Origin of the sequence: Pseudomonas sp. NBRC 111143, from assembly GCF_001320965.1 — a bacterium.
Taxonomy (GTDB): domain Bacteria; phylum Pseudomonadota; class Gammaproteobacteria; order Pseudomonadales; family Pseudomonadaceae; genus Aquipseudomonas; species Aquipseudomonas machongensis.
Genome location: NZ_BCBT01000008.1, coordinates 33192 through 57710, shown reverse-complemented (window position 1 = coordinate 57710; position 24519 = coordinate 33192). Strand labels below are relative to the sequence as shown.

The window sequence follows — 24519 nt, the reverse complement described above, 5'->3', positions numbered from 1 at the left end:
GGCTCTGGCGTCCTGGAAGTCAGCGCACCGTAAGGTTAGCGCTGCGCTTCGAAATCAAGCAGTTTGCTGGCGACCCGGCCGGCATCGACCTGGTAGCTGCCGTCTGCGATCGCCTGCTTCAACTGGGCCACACGGGCGCTGTCGACTGCTGGTTGATCGCGCAGCTTGTCGCTGATCTTCTGCAACTGCTGGGCCTCTTGACTGAGGTGTACCGCTTCTCCGCTGACGCTGGCAGGCTTGCCTGCATCGCTGGCAGCACCGGTTTTTTCGGTGTTGCCCGATGCGGCATTGCCGCGAACGCCGCCCGTTATGGACGGAGAGTTATTCAAACGACTGAAGTCGATGACCATGATCAGAAACCTCTGGGTAAATAGGACGCTTGCCTTTGTTTCGGCTAACTCGAAACAAACTTTAGGCACAAATGTTTTGCCGTCCGTCAGCAAACCCGCGTATCCCGATTTCTGACACAGTTTAGGAAAAGCGGTTCATCGCCGCCAGTCCCGGGGCCCTGCATTATTTCGTCGGCGAGGATCCGCCGGCGGCTTCTTTCTACATCGCCACTTCGACCTGGCCCGGCCCGACCACCGTGGCCTTGACCACGCGCTGGGAGTTGAGATTACGCACGCGGATCTGTTCGGTCAGGCCGCCTTTGCTCAGGGCTTCGCCTGGCATGCGTACGCTCAGGCCGCCACTGCGGGCGGTGATCACCACGTGGTCGCCCTTGCGAATCACATCCGCCTGTTCCAGTTGCTGCAGCGTCAGGACCTGGTCGAGGACGGTCGGGCGCAGCAGCTTCATGCCCACGGCCTGGTCGAGTTCGCTCAGAAAGCCCTGGCCCAGGGTGCTGACGTCACGCTCGCGCAGGGCCACGTCACCTTCACCGATCACGCTTTCGCGCTTGAGCGGGCGGGTCATGACCACCACGTCGCGAAACAGCTTGACCTGTGCTGGCACGAACACGGTCCAGGGCGAAGTACCGTCGCAACGCACCCGCACCGTCACTCGCCCAAGCGGCTGTGCCGGGCTTTCCAGCGAGGCGTCCAGTTGCTGGCTGCACACCGGCATGCGCAGGCGTGGGTCGAGATTGTTGACCTGGATGTCATAACGCCCCACGGTCTGGGTGCGCGTCATGTAGTCTTCGACGGTGAATTCAAGAAACCCTTGGGTGACACCGATAAGCTGTTCAGGCAAGGTAAACGAATCCGCCCGCGTGCGGGCGCCGGATGCGAGCAGGCATGCAATGGCCAGGGGGATGGCCAGCAGGCGCGTCAGTCGTCGGAAAAATGTCGTTTTCGTATACATACGCTCAAAAAAGCAAAGCCCGTGCCGACTTGTTGGCAAGCGAGCAGAAAAATAGAAGGAGTCTGGCATGGCTGGCGTTATGGATTCGGTCAACCAGCGCACGCAACTGGTTGGACAGAATCGCCTCGAGCTGCTGTTGTTCCGTCTCAATGGCGATCAACTCTACGGCATCAACGTGTTCAAGGTCCGGGAAGTGCTGCAGTGCCCGGAGCTGACACTGTTGCCCAAGTCCCATCCGGTGGTGCGCGGTGTGGCGAACATTCGTGGGGCGACCATCCCCATCCTCGACCTGTCGATGGCGACGGGGCTGCCGGGCCTGAAAGAAGAGACCCGCAACAGTTTCGTGATCATTACCGAGTACAACACCAAGACCCAGGGTTTCCTGGTGCACTCGGTCGAGCGCATCGTCAACATGAACTGGGAAGAGATCCACCCACCACCCAAGGGTACCGGGCGTGATCACTACCTGACGGCGGTCACCCGGGTAGACAACCGCATGGTCGAGATCGTCGATGTCGAGAAGGTGCTTGCGGAAGTGGCGCCGTCCTCGGAGTCGGTCTCCGCCGGCGTGGTCGATGCCGAGGTGCAGGACAAGGCCGTGTTGCTGCGGGTGCTGACCGTCGACGATTCGTCGGTGGCGCGCAAGCAGGTCAGCCGTTGCCTGCAGACCGTGGGCGTGGAGGTGGTGGCGCTCAACGACGGCCGCCAGGCGCTGGACTACCTGCGCAAGCTGGTGGATGAAGGCAAGCGGCCGGAAGACGAGTTCCTGATGATGATCTCCGACATTGAAATGCCGGAAATGGACGGCTATACCCTCACCGCCGAGATTCGTAACGATCCGCGCATGCAAAAATTGCACATCGTCCTGCATACTTCGCTATCGGGCGTGTTCAACCAGGCGATGGTCAAGAAGGTTGGCGCTGACGACTTCCTGGCAAAGTTCAAGCCGGACGACCTGGCCCAGCGCGTAGTCGATCGTATCAAGGCAACGCATTGAAACGGCCGGGGCGAGCCCCGGCGCAAGTGATTGAAAAGAGGCGGCAGCATTGTCTACGGGTAATTTGGATTTCGAACAGTTCCGGGTATTCCTGGAGAAAGCCTGTGGCATCCTGCTGGGCGAAAATAAGCAGTATCTGGTGTCCAGCCGTCTCAACAAGCTGATGGAGCAACAGGGCATCAAGAGCTTGGGTGAGCTGGTGCAGCGCATCCAGACCCAGCCCCGCAGCGGCCTGCGCGAGCAGGTGGTCGACGCCATGACCACCAACGAGACCCTGTGGTTTCGCGACACCTATCCGTTCGAAGTACTGAAGAACAAGGTGATTCCCGAGTTCATCCGCAGCAACCCCGGTCAGCGCCTGCGCATGTGGTCGGCGGCCTGCTCGTCGGGGCAGGAGCCGTATTCGATCTCGATGGCCATCGATGAGTTCGAGCGCAGCAACCTGGGCCAGTTGAAGATGGGGGCGCAGATCGTCGCCACTGATCTTTCCGGTGCCATGCTCAATAACTGCAAGACCGGTGAGTACGATAGCCTGGCGATTGCCCGTGGCTTGTCGCAGGAGCGCCTGCAGCGCTACTTCGACCCGAAAGGGCCGGGGCGCTGGGCGGTGAAACCGGCGATTCGCAGTCGGGTGGAGTTCCGCTCCTTCAACCTGCTCGACAGCTATGCGGCGCTGGGCAAGTTCGACATCGTGTTCTGCCGCAATGTGTTGATCTACTTCTCCGCGCAGGTGAAGAAAGACATCCTCATGCGTATCCATGCGACGCTCAAGCCAGGGGGGTATCTGTTCCTGGGGGCTTCGGAGGCGCTCAATGGCTTGCCGGATCATTACCAGATGGTTCAGTGCAGTCCGGGGATCATCTATCAGGCCAAGTGAATGAAAAGGCCGGTATCGAGAGATACCGGCCTTTTCGTTTTCGGGACTGCGAACACAAGACCTTGCCTCTGCTTTTGTCTTCAGGCGGCAAGGTCAGGATCGTTGGAGGTTGCGATCAGAAGTCGTACCGCACCTTCGCCGAGAACACGTCGGCATTGAAGCCCGACTTGCCCACGTAGTCGTAATTGACCCCAAGGGTCACCGCACCCAGCTTGTAGTCTGCTCCAATGCCCGCCTCGTAGCTGTTGCGCACGGCACTCGCGCCGCGGGTCACGAATGGCGTGTTGCCAAGCAGGAAGGTCGAGGTGCTGTTGGTCTGGTCGGCGGCGAAGTCGTGGTAGCCCATCAGCTTCAACTGCGGCTCCAGGGTCCCGACGCCAATGGCATAGCTGCCCGCTACCCGTACACCTGCGCCGAGTTCGAGCGCTTCGTAGCGTTCATCTTCGACCTTGAGCGCGGCGGACGAGCCTTTCTCGCGGTAGCCATCGATATCGACACGGCTGTAGCGCGCGGCCACGCGTGGCTCGACCAGCAGTTGCGGGTTGATGTGCCAGGTGTAACCACCGACCAAGTTCACGGCCAGCTGGTTGCTGTCGTAATCGGCCTTGGCTCGGGTATCAGCGATCTCGCGCTTGCCTTCGTTGTCGCCCAGGCCGTAGGTCAGGCTGGCGTCGACGAAGTAGTTGCCCAGGGTGTAGGCGCTGTACAGGGTGAAGGCATGGCTCTCTACCGAAGTCTTGTTGCCACTGCTGCCGTTGACGTCGGTGTCCAGGAAGCTGTAAGCCAGGCCCAGGGTGAGCTGGTCGTTGAACTTGCCATCGGCGCCGACGGCAATACCGCGACTGTAGGCGTTGTAACCGGCCACGCCGTCACGGTTGTTCTGGGTGGCGTCGCTGTACAGCGATTGAATCCACACGCCGGCCTGGCTGAAGCCTTCGCCCGAAGAGGCGCCACGCAGGCTGCTGGCACGGCTGCTGATGGCGTTGCCGATCATGCGCTGGCTTCCGGTGGCCGCCTGGCGGGCGCCGCCGTTGACTTCCTGGGTCAGCTGGCGGGCCAGTCTCGCGACCTGGGCCTGGTCGGCGGTGGCGGCGTAGGCCAGCAGCGGGTCGCCTTTGGGCAGTTGAGCCAGGAGGCCATTGTTGATGGCGTTACCGATAGCGCCCTGGGCATTGCCGTTGCCGCCGCCTTCCTTGACGATTTCGGTGATCTCGTCGACCGGCTTGGTCGTGACTTGCGCGTAGATCTTGTTGTCTTCCACCGCGCTGCTCTGCACGCGCAGCAGTGCCGAGGTGCTGGTGACCTGGATGCCGTTGGGGTCAAGGTCGTGGCCGGCGGTGTCCACCAGCTGTACCTGGCCGGCCTCGACCAGCAGGTAGCGCGATCCGGACGGCTGGAAGTCCTCTTCGTCGGCGTGCAGGGCGATGCGCGAGCCTTGTTCGAACTTGCTGGTGCCGCTGACCTTGAGTACCGCCACGCTCGGGTCGGTTTCGCTGGACAGTTCCAGGCCCAGCGCCGAGTTGCCGGCGACCGACAGGTTGCCGTCGATCACGGTGCGGGCCGCGGTCAGTGACAAGGTTGCACGGGTGTCGTCGCTCAGGTTGCCGACTTCGATCCAGCCATCGGGCTTGAGGCGGATGTCCGGGGTGCTGTGGGGCAGGTAGTGGGCCTGGAACTCGCTGTCACCTTCGACCTCGATGTTGCTCAGCCCGTCCAGCATGCCGGTGATCTGGCTGCCCTCGCGCAGGATGAGCTCGACTGGCCGATTGCTGTGGCTGGCGTCGATGGCCACCTGGGCCATGATGATGCCGCTGTTGAAGATGTTCAGGTCGCCGTGGTCGCGATACCAGGGTTGCTGGCCGGGGGCGTCGTATGCGACATCGCCGATGCGAATGCCGGTGCCGCTCAGGGCGTAGATCGAGCCACGGTTGTCGATGTGTCGCCCGAGGCTGGTGGTCAGGGTTGCACCGTCGAGCGCGATGGCCTGGCTGTTGGTATCGCTGGCGACGATATTGCCGTGGTTTTCGATGCTGTCCAGGCGGGTTGGCATGCCGGTGGCGCCGCCGCGCGAAGTGGCGTTGACGCTGATGGCATTGGGGCCGCTGCTTTCGATGGCGCCGCGGTTGATGATCTTGCCCTGCACGGTGGCACCGGCCAGGTTCAGGGAGATCGCGTTGTAGCCATAGGCGCGGACCTTGGCATTCTGGGCATTGACCACGTCGCCCTTGATCAGCGTCGATTGACCGGTGGCGCTGGCCAGGTTGATGCCGTAGGCCTCTCGTCGGTTGATGATGCCGATGCCGGTGCCGGCCTGGAGCGTGCCCTGGTTGATCAGGTTGCCATCGAGCGTGGTATTGCTGATTTTCAGCGCATTGCCATCGAGGCTGGTGCTCCTGACGAAGGCCTGGTTCACCAGGTCGCCGGTCACCTGGCTGTTGCGCAGGGTGAGGGCATCGCTGCGATTGACCATGTCCACGGTGGTGCGGTCGTTGTCGTTGACCGGGCTGTTGAAGGTCAAGCCGCCCTGTACGGTGGCGTCGTCGAGCACGATCGCACTGCGGGAAATATTGGTGAAGCTGCCGCCGAACTCGAGCCCGTTCGCGTAGCTCTGGTGGCTTGAGGTGAAGCCGGCATCGGTAAGCTGGACGGTCTGGCCGTGGGCAGGCAGGGCGCAGGCGGCAATTGCCAGGGCCAGCAGGGTCTTGCGATAGGTCAGCGGGGACACGGTTTCTTCCTTGGAAGGCAATGGGGACAGTGCGCATCCATGCTGTGCCTGAAACCGTAACTAGTGGCCTCATGCCACATTTCTGCGCGGTCGCGAATGCTACTCGCAGTGATGGCAAAATAACACTGGTCTGTTGACGTCAATTTTTTGGATTGCCGCTTTTGCCGCTCGGCAATTGCCGCTCACCCGCCACCAAGCGGAAGCACTTTGCCGCTTTTCTGGCATTGCCGCTGCTCACTGATACAGCCGATGCCCGGTATTACTGGGGGTTGCGCCTGTTGGCACAGGCCTTGCTATAGCTTGGCCAACGCAACGCTGGTCAACCTTCGAAGGTTCCCCGACATGAGCATCAGCTTCGACAAGGCCCTCGGCATCCATGAAAAGGCACTGGGCTTCCGCGCCCAGCGCGCCGAGGTGCTGGCCAACAACATCGCCAACGCCGACACGCCCAACTACAAGTCGCGTGACATGGACTTCTCCTCGGTGCTTGCCGCCGAGGCGGACAAACAAAGCAACGGGCGTATCTCGCTGACCCGCACCAACGGCCATCACATCGAGGCCGAAGGCCTGGCCATGGCCGACGACAGCCTCAAGTACCGCACGCCGATGCAGCCGTCGATCGATCAGAACACCGTCGATGCCCAGATCGAACAGTCGAACTATGCGCAGAACGCGATCGACTTCCAGGCCAGCTTCACCTTGCTCAACAGTAAATTCAAAGGGCTGGTATCGGCCCTGCGTGGAGAGTGACCATGTCCCTTGCCAGTGTCTTCAACATCGCCGGTAGCGGCATGAGCGCGCAGAACACGCGCCTTAACACCGTCGCCTCGAACATCGCCAACGCCGAGACCGTCTCCTCGAGCATCGATCAGACCTACCGCGCGCGCCACCCCGTGTTCGCCACCACCTTCGAGCAGGCCCAGAACGGTGCCGGCCAGTCGCTGTTCGACGACCAGGGCCAGGCCGGCCAGGGTGTGCAGGTCAAGGGGATCATCGAGGACCAGAGCAATCTGGAAGCCCGCTACGAGCCCAATCACCCGGCGGCGAACAAGGACGGCTACGTCTACTACCCGAACGTCAACGTGGTCGAGGAAATGGCTGACATGATCTCCGCCAGCCGTGCGTTCCAGACCAACGCCGAACTGATGAACACCGCCAAGACCATGATGCAGAAGGTGCTGACCCTGGGTCAGTGATTGAGGAGCGCAACGCATGGCAGTCAATATCAATGATGTGCTCGCCAATTCTGGTGTTAGCAACGGCACCAAGAAGCCAACCAGCGAGCCGACCGACAAGAACGCGCTCGGCAAGGATGCCTTTCTGCAGTTGCTGGTCACCCAGATGCAGCACCAGAACCCGCTCGACCCGCAGGACAACGGTGAGTTCGTTGCCCAGCTGGCGCAGTTCAGCAGCCTGGAGGGTATCCAGACCCTCAACCAGTCGGTCAATGCCATTACCGGTTCGCTGGGTTCGTCCCAGGCACTGCAGGCGTCGTCGCTGGTCGGTCGCTCGGTGATCGTGCAGAACGACAAGGCGTTGGTCGATCCGACCAAGAGCTTCAATGGTCAGGTCGTGGTGCCGCAGAACATCGAGAGCGGCAAGGTCACGATCAAGGACAAGGATGGCAACGTCGTCAAGACCATCCAGTTGGGCGAACAGAAGAAAGGCACTGCCGACTTCATCTGGGATGGCACCAACGACAAGGGCGAGAAGGTCGCGGCGGGCAACTACACCTTTACCGCGACGACCACCGTCGATGGCAAGGCTCAGGAGATGTACACGCTGCTGCCAGCCACCGTCACCAGTGTCACCGTGGGCGGCACTGGCGGCGAGATGATGCTCAACCTGGCAGGTATCGGCAAGGTCGGCATCTCCAAAGTACAAACCATCGGAATCTAAGGCCGGCCTGTTCGGCAGAAGGAGCAAAGCATGTCTTTCAATATCGGCCTTAGCGGTCTCTACGCAGCCAACAAGCAGCTCGACGTTACCGGCAACAACATCGCCAACGTCAACACCACAGGTTTCAAGTCGTCGCGTGCCGAGTTCGCCGACGTCTACGCCGGTGCCAACCGCCTGGGCGTGGGCCAGAACCAGGTCGGTAACGGTGTGCGCCTGGCGGCGGTGTCGCAGCAGTTCACCCAGGGTGACGTGAACAACACCGGCAACGTGCTGGACATGGGTATCCAGGGGCAGGGCTACTTCGTTCTCTCCGACAACGGCTCGCTGACCTACACCCGTGCCGGTGCCTTCCGCACCGACAAGGACAACAACGTGGTCACCTCCGATGGCCTGAACCTGCAAGGTTATGCTGCCGACAGCACCGGCAAGATCCAGAAGGGCATCCTGACCAACCTGAAGATCGATACTTCGGCGCTGGCCCCCAAGGCCACCACCCTGATCGACCAGGGCATCAACCTGAACTCCTCCGCCGCCACCATCCCGCTGGAAGTGTCCAACGGCGCGACCCCGCCGGTGATGGTGCCGAACAAGCCGTTCGACCCGGCCGACCAGTCGACCTACACCAAGTCCTTCCCGACCAAGGTGTACGACAGCCAGGGTAACGAGCACACCATGGAGCAGTTCTACCGCAAGACCGGCACCAACGAGTGGACCATGTACACCCTGGTCGATGGTCGCAACCCGCTCAACCCGGGCAGCACCACGCCGCTGACCGGCACCATGACCTTCAACTCCGACGGCAGCATCAAGGCCATGACCACCGACAACACCACGGTGCCGGCGGCCAACTGGAGCGTGACCAACAACACCTTCAGCCTCAAGGGCTGGATCCCGGCCGCGAAGGATGCCGCAGGCAACTGGGCGGCCAACGGTTCGGATGGCAATGCCGACGGCATGCGCCTGGCCATGAACAGCACCACCTCGTACAACACCGAGACCGCGCGCATGTCGCAGAACCAGGACGGCTATGCCACTGGCATCCTGTCGAGCCTGTCGATCGACTCCACCGGCGTGATGTTCGCAAGCTTCAGCAACCAGCAGTCCCGCGCCATCGGCCAGGTTGCGATTGCCAGCTTCGCCAACGACCAGGGCCTGCAGCAGATTGGCGGTACTCGTTGGAAGGAAACCTTCTCCTCGGGTATTCCGGGCATCGATGCGCCGAAGACCGGCACCCTCGGTTCGGTCGAGTCCAACTCCCTGGAGGCGTCCAACGTCAACCTGACCCAGGAGCTGGTCGAGCTGATCAAGGCGCAGAGCAACTACCAGGCCAACGCCAAGACCATCTCCACCGAAAGCACCATCATGCAGACCATCATCCAGATGACCTGATGGTCGCTGGCTGAGCGTGTCTGGACGAACCCCTTTCCCGTGAAGGGGTTCGTTGTTTTTGCAGGAGGGATCATGAAAAAGCTGGCTGTCGCGCTGCTTGCGGCGCTGTGTCTGCTCCAGGCTCAGGCCGGAACCGCGCCGTGGTGGCGTTGGGAAAGTCAGGTGGATGGGCGACTGGTGTGTTCGCAGTGGTCGCCGGGGGAGGGCTGGAAGCGGTTTGCCGGGCCATACAACAATGGCGGGTGTCGCGACTAGCAACACTGCTATTGCTGAACTTTGGCACCCCCTTGCCGCCAGCGGCAAAGCAGCGCCGGATAACCGACGTTGCACCCTCGACGAAAACCGCTAAAGGCCCGTAATCACGGGCTTTTTCTTGCCTTGGAGAAAGTTGGTTCGGAACTTGCTTTAAAGCCTGCACAGCAACGGTGAGCGGCAATCGATCGCCAGTGCAGCGGAGGATGACTGTGGACAAGATGCTTTACGTGGCCATGACCGGCGCCGCCCAGAATGCGGTGGCACAGAAGGCCCACGCCAACAACCTGGCGAACGTTTCCACTACCGGTTTTCAGCGTGACCTGGAGCAGGCGCGCTCGATGCCGGTGTTCGGCGACAGCTTTCCGGCGCGTGCCTTCGCCATGAGCGAGCGGCCTGCCACCGACTTTACCGCAGGCCCGATGATCGAGACTGGTCGCGAGCTGGACGTGGCGGTCAGTGGCAATGGCTTCATCGCCGTGCAGGCCCCGGATGGCAGCGAAGCCTACGTGCGCACCGGCAGCCTGAACATTGACGCCCTCGGCGTGTTGCGCGCCGGCAATGGCATGCCGGTGATCGGCAACGGTGGCCCGATCGCCATTCCGCCCGAGCAGAAGGTCGAGGTCGGTGACGATGGCACCATCAGCATCCGCGCCATGGGCGAAGACCCGCGTGTCATGGCCGAGGTCGATCGGATCAAGCTGGTCAACCCCGACATCAAGAGCATCAGCAAAGGCCTCGACGGCCTGATCCACACCAACAGCGGCCAGCCGGCCGATGCGGACGTCAATGTCCGCGTGGTGTCGGGCTTCCTCGAAGGCAGCAACGTCAATGCCGTCGAAGAGATGACTTCGGTGCTGGCCCTGTCTCGCCAGTTCGAACTGCACGTCAAGATGATGAAAACAGCCGAGCAGGGCGACGAAGCCATGGCTCGGGTTTTGCAAATCAGCTAACCACTTTTGAACGAGTGCCGTAAAACAGGCGCACGAGGAGAACACTAAATGCTTCCGGCTCTCTGGGTCGCTAAAACCGGCCTGTCCGCACAGGACACCAACCTGACGGTCATCTCCAACAACCTGGCCAACGTCTCGACCACTGGTTTCAAGCGTGACCGTGCCGAGTTCCAGGACCTGTTGTACCAGACCAAGCGCCAGCCTGGTGCCCAGTCGACCCAGGACAGCGAGCTGCCTTCGGGCCTGCAGGTCGGTACCGGTGTGCGCATCGTCGGCACCCAGAAGAACTTCCAGACCGGCAGCCTGCAGACCACCGAAAACCCGCTGGATCTCGCGGTCAATGGTCGTGGTTTCTTCCAGGTCCTGCAGCCCGACGGCACTGTCTCATACACCCGTGACGGCACCTTCCACCTGAACTCCGATGGCCAGGTCGTGACTGCCAACGGTTTCGCCCTGGAGCCTGCCATCGTCGTGCCGCCGGAGGCGCAGACCTTCACCGTCGGCCAGGACGGCACCGTCTCGATCACCACCACCGGCAACCCGGCCGCGCAGATCATCGGCAACATCCAGACCGCGGACTTCATCAACCCGGCCGGCCTGCAGGCGATTGGCAACAACCTGTTCTTCGAGACCGCTGCCAGCGGTGCGCCGCAGGTCGGTACCCCGGGCCTGAACGGTTTCGGCACCACCCTGCAGAAGACCCTGGAAAACTCCAACGTCAGCACCGTCGAAGAGCTGGTGAACATGATCACCACCCAGCGTGCCTACGAGATGAACTCCAAGGTCATCTCCACCGCCGACCAGATGTTGTCGTTCGTCACCCAGCAACTGTAAGTCCTGGCTCTAGCTACCCGGTCGCTGTTGTAGCGCCTGTTACACCGTGAGGTAAGCGTCATGAATCGTCTGTTGTCCGTCGTCGCCCTGGGAGGGGCTGTGTTGCTGGCCGGTTGCGTTGCGCCGACGGCAAAGCCCAACGACCCGTACTACGCGCCTGTACTGCCGCGTACACCTTTGCCGTCGGCGGCCAACAACGGTTCGATCTACCAGGCCGGGTTCGAGCAGAACATGTATGGCGATCGCAAGGCGTTTCGTGTCGGTGACATCATCACCATCACCCTCAACGAGCGTACCTCGGCGAGCAAGAACGCCGGCTCCCAGATCCAGAAAGACAGCAACGCCAATATCGGCCTGACCTCGCTGTTTGGCACCACCCCCAACACCAACAACCCGTTCGGCGGCGGCGACCTGTCGCTCAACGCGGGGTACAAGGGCGAGCGTGCCACCAAGGGTGCCAGTCAGGCCAGCCAGGGCAACACCCTGACCGGCTCGATCACCGTGACGGTGGCCGATGTTCTACCCAACGGCATCATCGCCGTGCGCGGCGAGAAGTGGATGACCCTCAACACCGGCGAAGAGCTTGTGCGTATCGCCGGTCTGATCCGCGCCGATGATATCGCCACCGACAACACCGTGCCGTCCACGCGTGTGGCCGACGCGCGCATCACCTATTCGGGCACCGGCTCCTTCGCCGATGCCAGCCAGCCCGGGTGGCTGGACCGCTTCTTCATGAGCCCGCTTTGGCCCTTCTGAGTACGGATGACCATGTTCAACGCCAGGCAGTTGATTGCCGCGACCTTGCTCCTGTCCTTCGCGTTCGGCGCCCACGCCGAGCGCCTGAAGGATATCGCCAGCATTTCCGGCGTGCGCGCCAACCAGTTGATCGGCTACGGCCTGGTGGTGGGGCTCAACGGCACCGGTGACCAGACCACCCAGACCCCGTTCACCCTGCAGACCTTCAACAACATGCTGTCGCAGTTCGGCATCAAGGTGCCGCCAGGTTCGGGCAACGTGCAGTTGAAGAACGTCGCTGCAGTGTCGGTGCACGCCGACCTGCCTGCCTTCGCCAAGCCTGGCCAGGTGATCGACATCACCGTGTCCTCGATCGGCAACTCCAAGAGCCTGCGTGGCGGCAGCCTGCTGATGACCCCGCTCAAGGGGATCGATGGCAACGTCTACGCCATTGCCCAGGGCAACCTGGTGGTCGGTGGTTTCGATGCCGAAGGTCGCGATGGCTCGAAGATCACCGTCAACGTGCCGTCTGCCGGTCGCATCCCTGGCGGCGCTTCGGTCGAGCGAGCGGTGCCGAGCGGCTTCAACCAGGGCAACAGCCTGACCCTGAACCTCAACCGTCCTGATTTCACCACCGCCAAGCGCATCGTCGACAAGGTCAACGAACTGCTCGGCCCGGGCGTTGCCCAGGCGCTGGACGGCGGTTCGGTGCGCGTCACCGCGCCCATGGACCCGAGCCAGCGGGTCGACTATCTGTCGATCCTCGAGAACCTGGAGATCGATCCGGGCCAGGCCGTGGCCAAGGTCATCATCAACTCGCGTACTGGCACCATCGTCATCGGCCAGAACGTCAAGGTATCGCCGGCCGCCGTCACCCACGGCAGCCTGACCGTGACCATCACCGAAGACCCGATCGTCAGCCAGCCGGGGCCGTTCTCCAACGGTCAGACCGCCGTGGTGCCACGGTCGCGGATCAATGCGCAACAGGAAGCCAAGCCGATGTTCAAGTTCGGCCCGGGGACCACGCTGGATGAAATCGTCCGTGCGGTGAACCAGGTCGGCGCGGCACCGGGCGACCTGATGGCGATCCTCGAAGCCCTGAAACAGGCCGGCGCCTTGCAGGCCGACCTGATCGTGATCTGAGGACGTTGGCGATGAATCCGAAGAGCCTGGTTTCAAGTTCCGCCGACAGCGGCGCCTACACCGACCTCAACCGTCTGAGCTCGCTCAAGCACGGCGACCGCGACAGCGATGCCAACATCCGCAAGGTGGCCCAGGAGTTCGAGTCGCTGTTCATCGGCGAAATGCTCAAGGCCTCGCGCAAGGCCGGCGATGTGCTGGCTGCCGACGATCCGATGAATACCGAGACGGTCAAGCAGTACCGCGACATGTACGACCAGCAGTTGGCCGTGAGCATGTCCCGTGAAGGCGGCGGCATCGGCCTGCAGGACGTGCTGGTGCGTCAGTTGTCGAAGAACAAGGGCGTGCGCCCGAACACCAGCCCGTTCCCGCGTATCGACGGCAACGCGCCGGCGTTGTGGGGCACGAAAGTGGTCGCACCTGCCCACGCCGCCGAATCGACGTCCACTCGCAACGACGTTGCGGCGCTCAATGCGCGGCGTCTGGCGCTGCCGGGCAAGCTCACCGACCGTCTGCTCGCCGGCATCGTGCCGTCGGCGGGCAATCCTGCGACGACCAACACCTCGGCGTTGCCGGGCCGTGGCGACATCCCGCCCGGTGGCGTGGCCACCGGTGACTGGGAGCCAGCCCAGGCCTTCGCCGCGCCAGGGCGTGGCATGCAGATTCTCGGGCGTGCAGTGGCACAGCCGCCGCTGGCGCCGAAGAAAGCCTTCGCCGACAGCGACGAATTCGTCGCCACCATGCTGCCGATGGCCGAGCAGGCCGCCAAGCGCATCGGTATCGACCCGCGTTACCTGGTGGCCCAGGCCGCCCTGGAAACCGGCTGGGGCAAATCGGTCATGCGCAACACCGATGGCAGCAGCAGCCACAACCTGTTCGGCATCAAGGCCACCGGCAATTGGCAGGGCGGCGAGGCGAGGGCGATCACCAGCGAGTTCCGCAACGGTCAGTTCGTCAAGGAAACGGCCGCGTTCCGTTCCTACGACTCTTATCAGGACAGTTTCCACGACCTGGTCAGCCTGCTGCAGAACAACGCGCGCTATCAAGATGCGGTGAAGGCGGCCGATAACCCAGAACAGTTTGTGCGAGAGCTGCAGAAGGCCGGGTATGCCACCGACCCGAACTACGCCAGCAAGATCTCGCAGATCGCAAGACAGATGAAGTCGGACACGAGCTACGCAATGCTCGGGACCACCACGCAACTTTAAGGGCAGCGAATCATGGCGAGCTTGATCAATATTGGCATGTCCGGGCTGGGTGCCGCGCAGTCGGGGATGTACACCCTGGGTAACAACATCTCCAACGCCGATGTGGAGAGTTACTCGCGCCAGCAGAACGTGCAGAAGACCAAGGGCTCGCAGCAGAACGGCAACGTCTTCATCGGCAGCGGCACCACGCTGGCCGACGTGCGCCGGGTGTACAACTCGTTCCTCGAGAACCAGCTGCGCACCACCACCTCGCTGTCCAGCGATGCCAACTCGTACCTGAACCAGATCAATCCGCTCGACACTGCCCTGTCGAGCGCTGACACCGGTATCACGGCTGCCCTGAAGGGCTTCTTCACCGCCATGCAGGACGCTGCGGCCAAGCCCAACGAAGATGCCTCTCGCCAGTTGCTGCTGACCAGCGCGCAATCGCTGGCCAAGCGTTTCAACACCCTGTCCACGCAACTCAATCAGCAGAACAGCAACATCAACGCCAACATGGCGTCGATCGCCGATCAGGTGAACAAGCTCACCTCGACCATCGCCCAGTACAACGACCAGATCTCCCGCGTGTCGGCGATCCAGGGCCAGCCGAACGATCTGCTCGACCAGCGTGACGGCGCCGTGCGCGAACTGAACAAGCTGATCGGCAGCCAGGTGGTGGAGCGCGAAGGCAACTACGACATTTACCTGCCCAACGGCCAGGCATTGGTGCTGGGCAAGACCACCCAGACCCTCGAGGTCGCGCCAAACCGCAACGATCCGACGCGCATGAGCCTGATGATCAACCGCGGCAGCACCAAGATGGACATCACCGATTCCACCACCGGTGGCGAGCTCGGTGGCCTGCTGCGCTACCGCAAGGACACCCTGGACCCTGCGCTCAACGAGCTGGGCCGGGTGGCGTTGGTGGTGTCCGATGCGATCAACAGCCAGCTCGGCCAGGGCGTCGACAAAAACGGTGAATTCGGCGCGCTGTTGTTCGGTGACATCAACAGCGCCAAGGCCATCAGCGAGCGCAGCATCGCCCGCCAGGGCAACAGTGCAGGCTCCGGCAACCTCGATGTGACCATCAAGGACACCGGTAAGCTCGGCACCAGCGACTACCAGGTGACCTTCACCAGTGCCACCGGCTACAACGTGCGCAAGCTGCCCGAAGGCACCGACATGGGCAACTTCGACCTTAACGACAACCCACCTAAAGTGATCGATGGCTTCAGCCTCTCGCTCAATGGTGGCGCCGTTGCCGCTGGCGACAGCTTCAAGATCACCCCGACCCGCAACGCCGCAGCCGGTATCGAGTCGGTGCTCACCGATCCCAAGCGCCTGGCGCTGTCCGCGCCGTTGGGTGCAGTGAGTGGCTCGGGCAACAAGGGCACCGGGCAGATCACCCAGCCGAACCTGACCTCCAAGCTGGACATCTACAACGCCACCGATCGCGCTCAGTTGCAGACCGGCCTGAAATATTCGACCCCGGTCAAGCTGGTGTTCGGTAACGACAGCGCGTCCCCGCAGGGCTACACCCTGTACGATGCCAAGGGCAACTCCATCGGCACCGGCACCATCGTGCCCGGCCAGAGCAACAAGCTGCAGCTCTCGGTGCCGATGGTCGATGGCGCCGGTAACCCGATCATGGACGGCGCCACCCAGCGCTCGTTCACCTTCGAGATGGAAGTCGCGGGCGCGCCGAAGAACGGTGACAGTTTCACCGTCTCGCTGACCGGCGCAGGCTCGTCCGATAACCGCAACGCCAAGTCGGTGATCGACCTGCAGACCAAGTCCACCGTGGAAGTCGGCGCCGACGGCAAGGGCATCAGCATGACCGATGCCTACGCCAAGCTCGTGTCCAACGTCGGCGGCAAGGCCGGCCAGGCAAGCATGGACTCCGACGCCACCAATGCCCTGCAGAAGTCGGCGCTCGATGGGCGCAACGCCGTCTCTGGGGTGTCGATCGACGAAGAGACCGGCAACCTCATCAAGTTCCAGCAGTACTACACCGCGTCGTCGCAAATCATCAAGGCGGCCCAGGAAACCTTCGCCACCTTGATCAACAGCCTTTAAGGAGCCGTAGACCGTGCGCATTTCCACTTCGCAGTTCTACAACACCAGCAGCGCCAACTATCAGCGCGGCTTTTCCAACGTGGTGAAAACCCAGCAGGAATCCAGCGACGGCATCCGCGTGCGTACTGCAGCCGACGATCCGGTGGGCGCCTCGCGCCTGCTGCAGCTCGAGCAGCAACAGAACATGCTCGACCAGTACAAGAGCAACATCACCAATGTGCGCAACTCGCTGAGCACCTCCGAAAGCACCCTCGATGCCATCGGCAAGGTGCTGCAGCGGGTCAATGAGCTGGCGATCAGCTCGGGCAACGCCGGTTTCACCGACGCCGACCGCAAGGCCAACGCCGACGAGCTGGGTTCGCTGGAAGAGCAGTTGTTCTCGCTGATGAACAGCAAGGACGAGAACGGCAAGTACCTGTTCTCCGGTTCCAAGGGCGACACCCCGCCCTACGTGCGCAACGCCGACGGCACCTACAGCTACCAGGGCGACCAGGGCCAGTTGAAACTGCAGGTGGGCGACATGCTCAGCCTGGCGGCCAACGAGACCGGTTTCGATGCCTTCGAGCAGGCACTCAACACCAGCCGCAGCAAGACTACCCTTACCGCACCGGCGGTCGATGATGGCCGGGTCAGCCTGTCCAACGGCCAGGTGTCCGGCAGTGCGACGTTCAACGATCGCTTCCGCAGTGGCGAGCCGTACCGCATCGAGTTCCTCAGCAGCACTCAGTACCGAATCCTCGATTCGGGCAACAACGACGTGACCCTGGAAGCCTCGCAGGGCGGGACCTATAACCCGAATGCCGAGAATGGTTCGATCTCCTTCCGCGGTGTCGACCTGCGCCTGAAGATCACCCTGCAGCCGGGCGACAACCCGGATGCCGCGATCGCCGGCCACACCTTCAACCTGAGCTCCAAGCCCGACGCCATCGCTGGCTCGCGCAGCCCGGGCAACACGTCCGGCACTCAGGTCAACAACGCCACCATCAGCAACCAGGCGCAGTACAACGCCTCGTTCCCAGGTGGCGGCGCGGTGCTCAAGTTCACCAGCGCTACCGACTTCGAGCTGTATGCAGCGCCGCTCACCGACAACAGCCGGCCGATCTCCACCGGCACCTTGGCGGGCAACACCGCCACGGCCTCCGGCGTGAGCTTCCAGTTGTCCGGTGCACCCAATGCGGGTGACTCGTTCGCGATCAAGGTCGACACCCACCAGAATCAGAACATGCTCAACACCATTGGCCAACTGCGCACAGCGTTGAGCGTGCCGATGGACAGCGACCCCAAGGCGCGCCAGAACTTCCTCGCCTCGCTGGACTCGGCAATCGGCAACATCGCCAGTGCCACCAACCAGGTAAGCTCCTCGATCAGCGCCATCGGTGGTCGCGGCGCGGCACTGGATGTCCAGGCCGAAACCAACGAAGCACTGGGCAACGAGAACGCCAAGACCCAGAGCTCGATCCGCGAAAGCGACCCGGCCACGGTGATGCTGCGCCTGCAGATGCAGACCAACATGCTCCAGGCCTCGCTGCAGTCCTACGCCAAGATCGCCGGCCTGTCGCTGGTCAACTACATCTGAGCCCAGGTGCGGGTGATCGCGGGGTGATCGTCCCACGAGCCTGCCTCGCCACCCGCCGGTCAGCGCCGGACCGGGTGGCAGCCGGTCCCGCGGTTCAATCGCTTGAGTGAGTCCTAGTGAACGCACATCCCCTCGTCAGCATCGCCATCCCCGCGTTCAATCCCGAGTTCTTTCGCGCCACGCTGGCCAGCGCCATCGGCCAGGATTACCCGAACCTGGAGATCGTGGTCTGCGACGACAGTCGCGGTGACCAGATCGCGGCGATCTGCGAAGAGCTGCGTGCCGGTTGCACGGTGCCCTTGCGTCATGTGCGCAACCCCGAGCGCCTGGGTTTTGCCCGCAACCTGCAGCGCTGCCTGGAGCAATCGTCGGGCGAGCTGATCAAGTTTCTCTGTGACGACGACGTGCTGTTCGGCACCTGCATCAGCCAACAGGCCAGGGTGCTGAGCGATCACGCCAAGGTCAGCATGGTCATCTGCCAGCGCCTGCTGTGCGCAGCCGACGATGTGCTGCTGCCAGCGCGTTGGCTGAACTTCGTCATTTCCCTGAACAGTGCCGTGATCAATGGTACCGACCTGCTCGAAAGCGTCGCCGATGGCGTGCCCAATCTGTTTGGCGGGATCAGCCATGCGCTGCTGCGCCGTGACGAGGTGCAGGCCTATCTGCCAGCGCTGGTCGGGGAGGGGCAGGGCTTCGCCGCACGCCTGGACCTCGCGCTGTACGCCTGCCTGCTGCGTCGTGGTCACCTGTGCAGCCTGGACCAGGTGCTGAGCCTTGAGCGCGTGCACGCGGGGCGCCTGAGCCACCAGGGCAGCATGGTCGAGGCTGCCAGGACCGAATCCGAATGGCTGCTGCAGATGCTCGCCGAGTCCACTGGCGAGCCAGCGCCGGCCGATGGCTGGGTGCGCACCCTGCCGCTGGCCGAATACACCGGGGCGGCCGATCAGGTCTGGGAGGAAATGGACCTGCGCCGCTTCTTCTCCGGTCAGATGGCCAACCTTGGCCAGCAGATCGGTACAGACAGCATCAGCTTCGACGAGCTGTATGCCGAATGGCTGGAGTCGCGCCAGTTGTCTGCGGGCCAGGTCAGCCTGCTGCCCAAACGCATCGAGCAGTGGCCCCGCCAGCCGCGCATCGCGGTGGCGGTGCTGGCCGAGGCGGGTGACGAGAAAGCCTTGCGCATCACCTTGCAGAGCTTGCAGGGTCAGTCCTATCCCGCCCGCAGTACCTTGGTGCTGGGCCCGGCGGCGCTGGCTGCCCAGGTACAGGGCGATGCCCGGCACCTGCACAGCCAGGGTGATCACTTTGCCGAACTTGGCCAGTGGCTGGCCACCGCCCAGGACATCGACTGGCTGTTGTTGCTGCGCGCCGGTGACCGCGCGCACCCTCATGCACTGGTGATCATGGCCGAGCGCATGGCCTTGCGTGGCGATAGCCTGTGCCTGTACATCGACGAAGGCGCCAACGACAACCTGGCGCCGTCGTGTCCGATCTTCAAACCCGACTTCAACCTCGACCTGATGCGCAGCCTGCCCTATGTCGGTCGGCTGCTCGCCTTCGATGCCAAGGCGCTGCGCGAACTTGGCGGCTTCGATTCCAGCTTCGCCACGCTCGCGCCCCACGACCTGCTCTGGCGCATGGTCGAGGCCCACGGCCTGCAGGTGGTCGAGCACATCGCCGAAGTGCTGGTGCAGTGTCACCACAGCTACGCCGACTGGCTCAACGATGCGCAGGCGCATGTGCAGGCCCCGCGTGTGCTGCAAGCACACTTCGAGCGCCTGGGCGTGCAGGCGCGGGTTTCGGGTATCGAAGGCAGCATGATGACGCTGGTGACCTACCTGCACCCCCAAGCCGCCAGTGTCTCGATCCTCATCCACGCCGCGGGCGAGCTAGCAGTGCTGATGCGCTGCGTGGAATCGCTGTTCGTCCATACCGCCTACGCCGATTTCGAAGTGTTGCTGGTGGCCAGCAGCGAGACATCCTTCGAGGTGCGCGAGTGGCTGGGCGGCCTGCAGGGGTTGGGCAGTGACCAATTGCGCGTTTGCCAGGCGGATGCCACCGGGCGGGCGCAGAGCCTCAACGAGGCCAGCCGTCAGGCTCGCGGTGAATACCTGCTGCTGCTCGATGCCACTTGCGTGCTGTTCGACGGCCAATGGCTGCAGGAATTGATGCATCTGGGGCAGCGCCCGGAAGTCGGCCTGGTTGGCCCCAAGCTGTTCGACAACAATGGTTCGGTGCTCTCGGCCGGCCTGGTGATGGGCATGAATGGCACTGCCGGCACGCCGTTCCTGAGCTGTGCGGTGAATGCCGATGGCTACATGAACCGCCTGAGCCTGGTGCAGAACTGGAGCGCCCTGGGCCTTGACTGCCTGCTGGTGCGCGCAGCGTTGTTCGCCGAGCTGGGTGGGTTGGATACCGCGGCGTTCGAGGTATCGCTGTTCGACGCCGATTTCTGCCTGCGGGCGCGCGAAGCGGGCTACCTGTCGGTGTGGACGCCGTTCTCGCGGGTCGCCCAGGTGCCGGTGCCCGCTCAGGAACAGCCCGCACCGCAAAGCCTGCTGGCCGATCAGGAGCGGCTGTATGAACGCTGGTTGGCATGGGTTGCTTTCGATCCTGCCTACAACCGCAACCTCAGCCTGAAGCTGCCGAACTTCAACTTCGAACCGGGCCTGCGCGGTGGCTGGGATCCGTTCATTGCGCGCGCCATGCCGTCGGTGATGGGGCTGCCCAGCAGCACCTCGGCCATCGGTCACTACCGTGTATCGCAGCCGTTCGCCGAGCTGGAAAAGGCTGGCTGGATCCAGGGCCGCATCGACTACAGCGCACCGAGCCTGATCGAGCTGGAGCGGGAAAAACCTGATGTGGTGATCCTGCAGTGCCGCTACACCCCGGCCAGCCTGCGCGATATCGCTCGCTTCAAGCGCTTCTCCAACACCCGGCGCATCTACGAGCTGGACGACTACATCATCGATCCGCCGAAGAAGAACGATCACGCCCGTAACCTGCCGCGCAACATGCGCGAGCTGGTCAGCCAAGCCATCGGCCTGTGCGATCGCGTGGTGGTCTCCACCGAGCCGCTGGCCGATGCGCTGTCGAGCATGCACAGCGACATCCGCGTGGTCCCCAACATGCTCGCCGCCTCCTTGTGGACGGGCCTGCGCAGTGAGCGTCAGACCAGCGCGCGGCCACGTGTAGGCTGGGCGGGCGGCACCAGCCACCGCGGTGACCTGGAACTGCTGCTGGAGGTGGTGCGCACGCTGGCCGACGAAGTCGATTGGGTGTTCTTCGGCATGTGCCCCGAGATGCTGCAGCCTTACGTAAAAGAGTTTCACCCGGCCATTTCGTTCGGTGACTACCCGCGCAAGCTGGCCAGCCTCAACCTTGACCTTGCCCTGGCACCGTTGGAGCAGAACCTGTTCAACGACTGCAAGAGCAACCTGCGGCTGCTCGAATATGGCGCCTGCGGCTTCCCGGTCATCTGCACCGACACCAAGGCTTATGCCGGCTACCTGCCGTGCACCCGGGTGGCAGACAACACCACGGCGCAGTGGCTGGAAGCGATCCGCATGCACCTCGACGACCCGGCCGCCAGCTATCGCCAGGGCGATGCTTTGCGCGAGGCGGTACTGAGCGACTACGTCCTCACCGAACATCATCTGCAGCACTGGGCCAACGCCTGGCTGGCTGACTGAAATCCAGGCGCCGGGCCCAGGCCTTGCGCAGAACCGAACACTTGAACAGGTGCCTTATGATCGATACCGCAACCGGCTCGCACACCGACGTGACCGTTGTCCTGCTTGGACATGACCAGGCGGATCACCGCGCCCGCGCACTCCACTACTACGCCGGTCAGGGCGTTCCGTGTCTGGCGCTGGAGCCGGCAGGCCAACTCGGCGAACTGCTCGAGCGGGTGAAAACACCTTTCGTCTGCCTGGCGCTGGATGCCGACTTCGTTCTCGCCGATGCGCTGGGCAAGGCTGCTGCCTATCTGGCGGCACAGCCCCAGGTGAAGGGGGTACAGGGGCATGCCCTGGCCTATGCCGCGGGCAACTGCAAGCTCAGCTACCACAAGCTGGGTGCATTCGCCGCGCCCGAGGCCGCAGAAGACGCTCTGGCGCGCGTGCGCCGTTATGGTCACAGCGGGCAACAGGCTTGGCGCGCGGTGCTGCGTGTCGCGACCCTGCAGACCGCGCTGGCAGGCCTGCCGCAAGCGCTGGACGCCGCAGGCTGGCGTGTGGCGCTGGGCTACGCGATTTTGCTGCAAGGCGAGATCGGCAGCCTCGAGCAGACCGATGTGGTCTGCGAACTGCTGAGCAACGACCTGGGCGCAGCCGCCCGCGAAGAGCGCCTGACCCAGACCGTGCGCAGCCTGCGCCAGTGGGATGAAGCGGCGGGTGTGTGTGCCGGTGAAGAAGGTTTCGTGGTGCTCAACCGCTTCGTGCGCAGCAGCTACGATCAGGGCGAGACGCCGCTGCTGTTCAGCTCCGACTGGGCCAGCGTGATCGACGACCCTGAACAGACCTTCGAGCCGCGCCAGTATGTCGAGCTGCCGTACTACAACGGCAAGCTGTTCCAGCGTCTGAGCGAAATCGAGTTTCTCTGCCATGCCTGGCCGACTGGTGAGCGTCATCTGCATGCGCTCGAAGGCGCCTGGGTGCGCCAGCACGACCTGCTGCAAGTGCATCCGAACGACACCAACGACAGTCTGCAGCAGCGCTACCTGCAAGCGCTGGGCCTGGGCCTGTTCAACCAGGACGTATGTCAGCGCCTGGTGCCGCTGCTGACCGGCGCCAAAGATACCCACCATGTTCGCGAAATGCAGGACTGGCTGGCGCGCCTGGGCAGTGTTCCGGCACCTGATGCCCGCGCATTGCTCGAGACGACGCCGTCCGGCAAGGTGTTGGCCGCCATTGCTGCCGCGACCCCGGCTGAAGCCGACCGTGCTCGCGCGCAGAGCTTCCTGGCGCGCCACCCGGCTGCGCAGATCGCCTTCGTGGTGCTGGACCTGGAAAACGACGACCAGGCGCTGCAGGCCACCTTCGACAGCCTGCTGGCCAGCGGCCTGCGCAACTTCAAGCTGGTGGTGCTCAAGGGCGGCAAGCCCCCGGCCATCACCACCGCGCGCGATACCCTGCATTTCATCCAAGTCAACGAAGGCAACTGGGCGACCCACCTGAACCAGGTGGTGAAGCAGCTTTCCAGCGAGTGGCTGCTGCTGCTCGATGCTGGCGACGTGCTGCTGGCTGGTGGCCTGTTGCGCCTGGCTGTCGAGCTGGCCCAGGCGCCGGGCTGCCAGGCGATCGCTGCCGATGAGGTGCAGCGCGACAGCGAAGGCCGTCTGCTTGACGTGACCCGTCCGGGCAGTGACCTGGACCTGCTGCGCAGCCAACCAGGCCTGATGTCGCGGCACTGGCTGGTGCGTCGCCAGGCCGTGGTCGATCTGGGGGGCTACAGCGAGTCCTATCGTCATGCGCTGGAGTACGACCTGTTGCTGCGTCTGGTCCAGCATCAGGGTGTCGGCTGTCTCGCGCACATGGACGACTACCTGGTCATCGGTCAGCAGCCCGAGCAGGCATTGACCGACGAAGCGGCCAAGGTTCTCAACCGCCACCTGACCGAGCTGGGCTACCGCGCCCAGATCAGCGACCAGGGCAGTGCAGGCCTGACCATCGATTTCCGTCATACCGCCACGCCGCTGGTCAGCATCCTGCTGGCGGGCGAGGGCGATACCGCGCAACTGCAGGTGTCGCTGACCGGGATCTTCCAGCGCACCCGTTACCCGCGCTTCGAAGTGGTGGTGGCCTTGCCGGGGCACGACAGCGCAGGGCAGGCGGCAATTGCCCAGACCTTTGGCACACGCGTGCGGCTGATTGCCGGTGAGGCGCATGCCTCGCGCGAGCAACTGCTGGCGCTGGCCGCCGGCCAGGCGCGTGGCGATTACCTGGTGCTGCTGTCCGAGCGCTGCCACGTGATCACTCCAGCCTGGATCGAGTCGCTGCTCAACGAGGCCCAGCGCCCGGAGGTGGGGATCGTCGGGGCCAGCTTGTGGGGGCGTGGCGAAGTCCTGCTGCATGCTGGCTACGAGCTGCTCGACGGCGGGCAGGTCAATGCACCGTGGGCCGGTGCCTCGGCGGCACGCAGCGCCGCGGCGCGCTGGCCGCTGTCGGTCCGTGATTGCCCGGCGGTGTCCGGCGATTGCCTGATGATCAGCCGCGAGACGTTCGAGCTGTGCGGTGGCCTGCCGACAACGGGTGCGGCGGACCTGGCCCTGTGCCTGGCGGTACGCAGCAACGGTCTGATGGTGGTGTGGACGCCGCGTGCCAGGCTCATGGGCAACGAGCTGGTGGTGCCTGCCGGGCAAGCTGTGCAGGCGCTGGCCGAGCAATGGCCCGGCGCGTTCCAGGGGGGGGCGCGGCTCGACGGCAAGAGCGCCGCGGGTGCGCCGCAGTGGCTGGCACAGCTGGGGTGACTGGCGCGCTAATTGCAAAAAAGCCGGGTTAAGCCCGGCTTTTTCATGCCCGCTGGCAAATTATTGACAGGCCGCCACCGTGATGGTCAGCGACCTGTCCTGATC

General features: G+C 63.4%; 19 protein-coding genes. 16 read left to right on the top strand and 3 right to left on the bottom strand.

Going from position 1 to position 24519, the window contains the following annotated elements:
- Positions 1-35: 35 nt before the first annotated feature.
- Complete coding sequence (gene flgM, locus APH44_RS06620) at positions 36-350, bottom strand: flagellar biosynthesis anti-sigma factor FlgM (RefSeq protein WP_054891910.1); 315 nt, start codon at positions 348-350, stop codon at positions 36-38.
- A gap of 199 nt (positions 351-549) precedes the next feature.
- Positions 550-1302 (bottom strand): flagellar basal body P-ring formation chaperone FlgA, encoded by a 753-nt coding sequence (gene flgA / locus APH44_RS06615; RefSeq protein ID WP_054891909.1) that lies wholly within the window; start codon positions 1300-1302, stop codon positions 550-552.
- A gap of 67 nt (positions 1303-1369) precedes the next feature.
- Between flgA and APH44_RS06610 the strand changes: the two genes are divergently transcribed.
- Positions 1370-2299, top strand: a complete 930-nt coding sequence (locus APH44_RS06610) for a chemotaxis protein CheV (protein WP_054891908.1) — start codon at positions 1370-1372, stop codon at positions 2297-2299.
- 49 nt (positions 2300-2348) lie between these two features.
- Positions 2349-3176 (top strand): protein-glutamate O-methyltransferase CheR, encoded by an 828-nt coding sequence (cheR, locus tag APH44_RS06605; protein WP_054891907.1) that lies wholly within the window; start codon positions 2349-2351, stop codon positions 3174-3176.
- 115 nt (positions 3177-3291) lie between these two features.
- On the opposite strand, the gene APH44_RS06600 is transcribed toward cheR, so the two are convergent.
- A complete protein-coding gene (locus APH44_RS06600; RefSeq protein ID WP_082420826.1) occupies positions 3292-5901 on the bottom strand; it encodes an autotransporter outer membrane beta-barrel domain-containing protein in 2610 nt (869 codons plus the stop codon).
- A gap of 342 nt (positions 5902-6243) precedes the next feature.
- Here APH44_RS06600 and flgB point away from each other — a divergent pair, with 342 nt between their 5' ends.
- The 14 genes from flgB to APH44_RS06530 all read left to right on the top strand — a co-directional run bounded on the left by flgB (position 6244) and on the right by APH44_RS06530 (position 24414).
- Entirely contained in the window at positions 6244-6651 is a 408-nt protein-coding gene (gene flgB / locus APH44_RS06595) for a flagellar basal body rod protein FlgB (RefSeq protein WP_054891906.1), read from the top strand.
- Positions 6652-6653: 2 nt separating this feature from the next.
- Complete coding sequence (gene flgC / locus APH44_RS06590) at positions 6654-7097, top strand: flagellar basal body rod protein FlgC (RefSeq protein ID WP_054891905.1); 444 nt, start codon at positions 6654-6656, stop codon at positions 7095-7097.
- A gap of 16 nt (positions 7098-7113) precedes the next feature.
- The gene (gene flgD, locus APH44_RS06585) at positions 7114-7800 is read left to right on the top strand and encodes a flagellar hook assembly protein FlgD (RefSeq protein WP_054891904.1); all 687 of its coding nucleotides are present in this window, start codon (positions 7114-7116) and stop codon (positions 7798-7800) included.
- A gap of 30 nt (positions 7801-7830) precedes the next feature.
- The gene (gene flgE / locus APH44_RS06580) at positions 7831-9189 is read left to right on the top strand and encodes a flagellar hook protein FlgE (protein WP_054891903.1); all 1359 of its coding nucleotides are present in this window, start codon (positions 7831-7833) and stop codon (positions 9187-9189) included.
- 72 nt (positions 9190-9261) lie between these two features.
- The gene (locus APH44_RS06575; RefSeq protein ID WP_054891902.1) at positions 9262-9444 is read left to right on the top strand and encodes a hypothetical protein; all 183 of its coding nucleotides are present in this window, start codon (positions 9262-9264) and stop codon (positions 9442-9444) included.
- Between the two features lie 209 nt (positions 9445-9653).
- Positions 9654-10394 carry a flagellar basal body rod protein FlgF gene (locus tag APH44_RS06570; protein WP_054891901.1) on the top strand — a complete coding sequence of 247 codons (741 nt, stop codon included), beginning with the start codon at positions 9654-9656 and terminating at the stop codon, positions 10392-10394.
- A 48-nt stretch (positions 10395-10442) separates the two neighbouring features.
- A complete protein-coding gene (gene flgG / locus APH44_RS06565; protein WP_054891900.1) occupies positions 10443-11228 on the top strand; it encodes a flagellar basal-body rod protein FlgG in 786 nt (261 codons plus the stop codon).
- A 60-nt stretch (positions 11229-11288) separates the two neighbouring features.
- Positions 11289-11984, top strand: coding sequence for a flagellar basal body L-ring protein FlgH (flgH, locus tag APH44_RS06560; RefSeq protein ID WP_054891899.1), 696 nt, complete (start codon positions 11289-11291; stop codon positions 11982-11984).
- A 12-nt stretch (positions 11985-11996) separates the two neighbouring features.
- On the top strand, positions 11997-13106 hold the full coding sequence (locus APH44_RS06555) for a flagellar basal body P-ring protein FlgI (protein ID WP_054891996.1): 1110 nt from the start codon (positions 11997-11999) through the stop codon (positions 13104-13106).
- Positions 13107-13117: 11 nt separating this feature from the next.
- Complete coding sequence (gene flgJ, locus APH44_RS06550) at positions 13118-14311, top strand: flagellar assembly peptidoglycan hydrolase FlgJ (protein WP_054891898.1); 1194 nt, start codon at positions 13118-13120, stop codon at positions 14309-14311.
- 12 nt (positions 14312-14323) lie between these two features.
- Positions 14324-16369 (top strand): flagellar hook-associated protein FlgK, encoded by a 2046-nt coding sequence (gene flgK, locus APH44_RS06545; protein ID WP_054891897.1) that lies wholly within the window; start codon positions 14324-14326, stop codon positions 16367-16369.
- A gap of 13 nt (positions 16370-16382) precedes the next feature.
- Complete coding sequence (locus tag APH44_RS06540) at positions 16383-17945, top strand: flagellar hook-associated protein 3 (protein WP_054891896.1); 1563 nt, start codon at positions 16383-16385, stop codon at positions 17943-17945.
- 116 nt (positions 17946-18061) lie between these two features.
- Entirely contained in the window at positions 18062-21637 is a 3576-nt protein-coding gene (locus APH44_RS06535) for a glycosyltransferase (RefSeq protein ID WP_054891895.1), read from the top strand.
- A 56-nt stretch (positions 21638-21693) separates the two neighbouring features.
- Positions 21694-24414 (top strand): hypothetical protein, encoded by a 2721-nt coding sequence (locus APH44_RS06530; protein WP_054891894.1) that lies wholly within the window; start codon positions 21694-21696, stop codon positions 24412-24414.
- Positions 24415-24519: the final 105 nt, after the last annotated feature.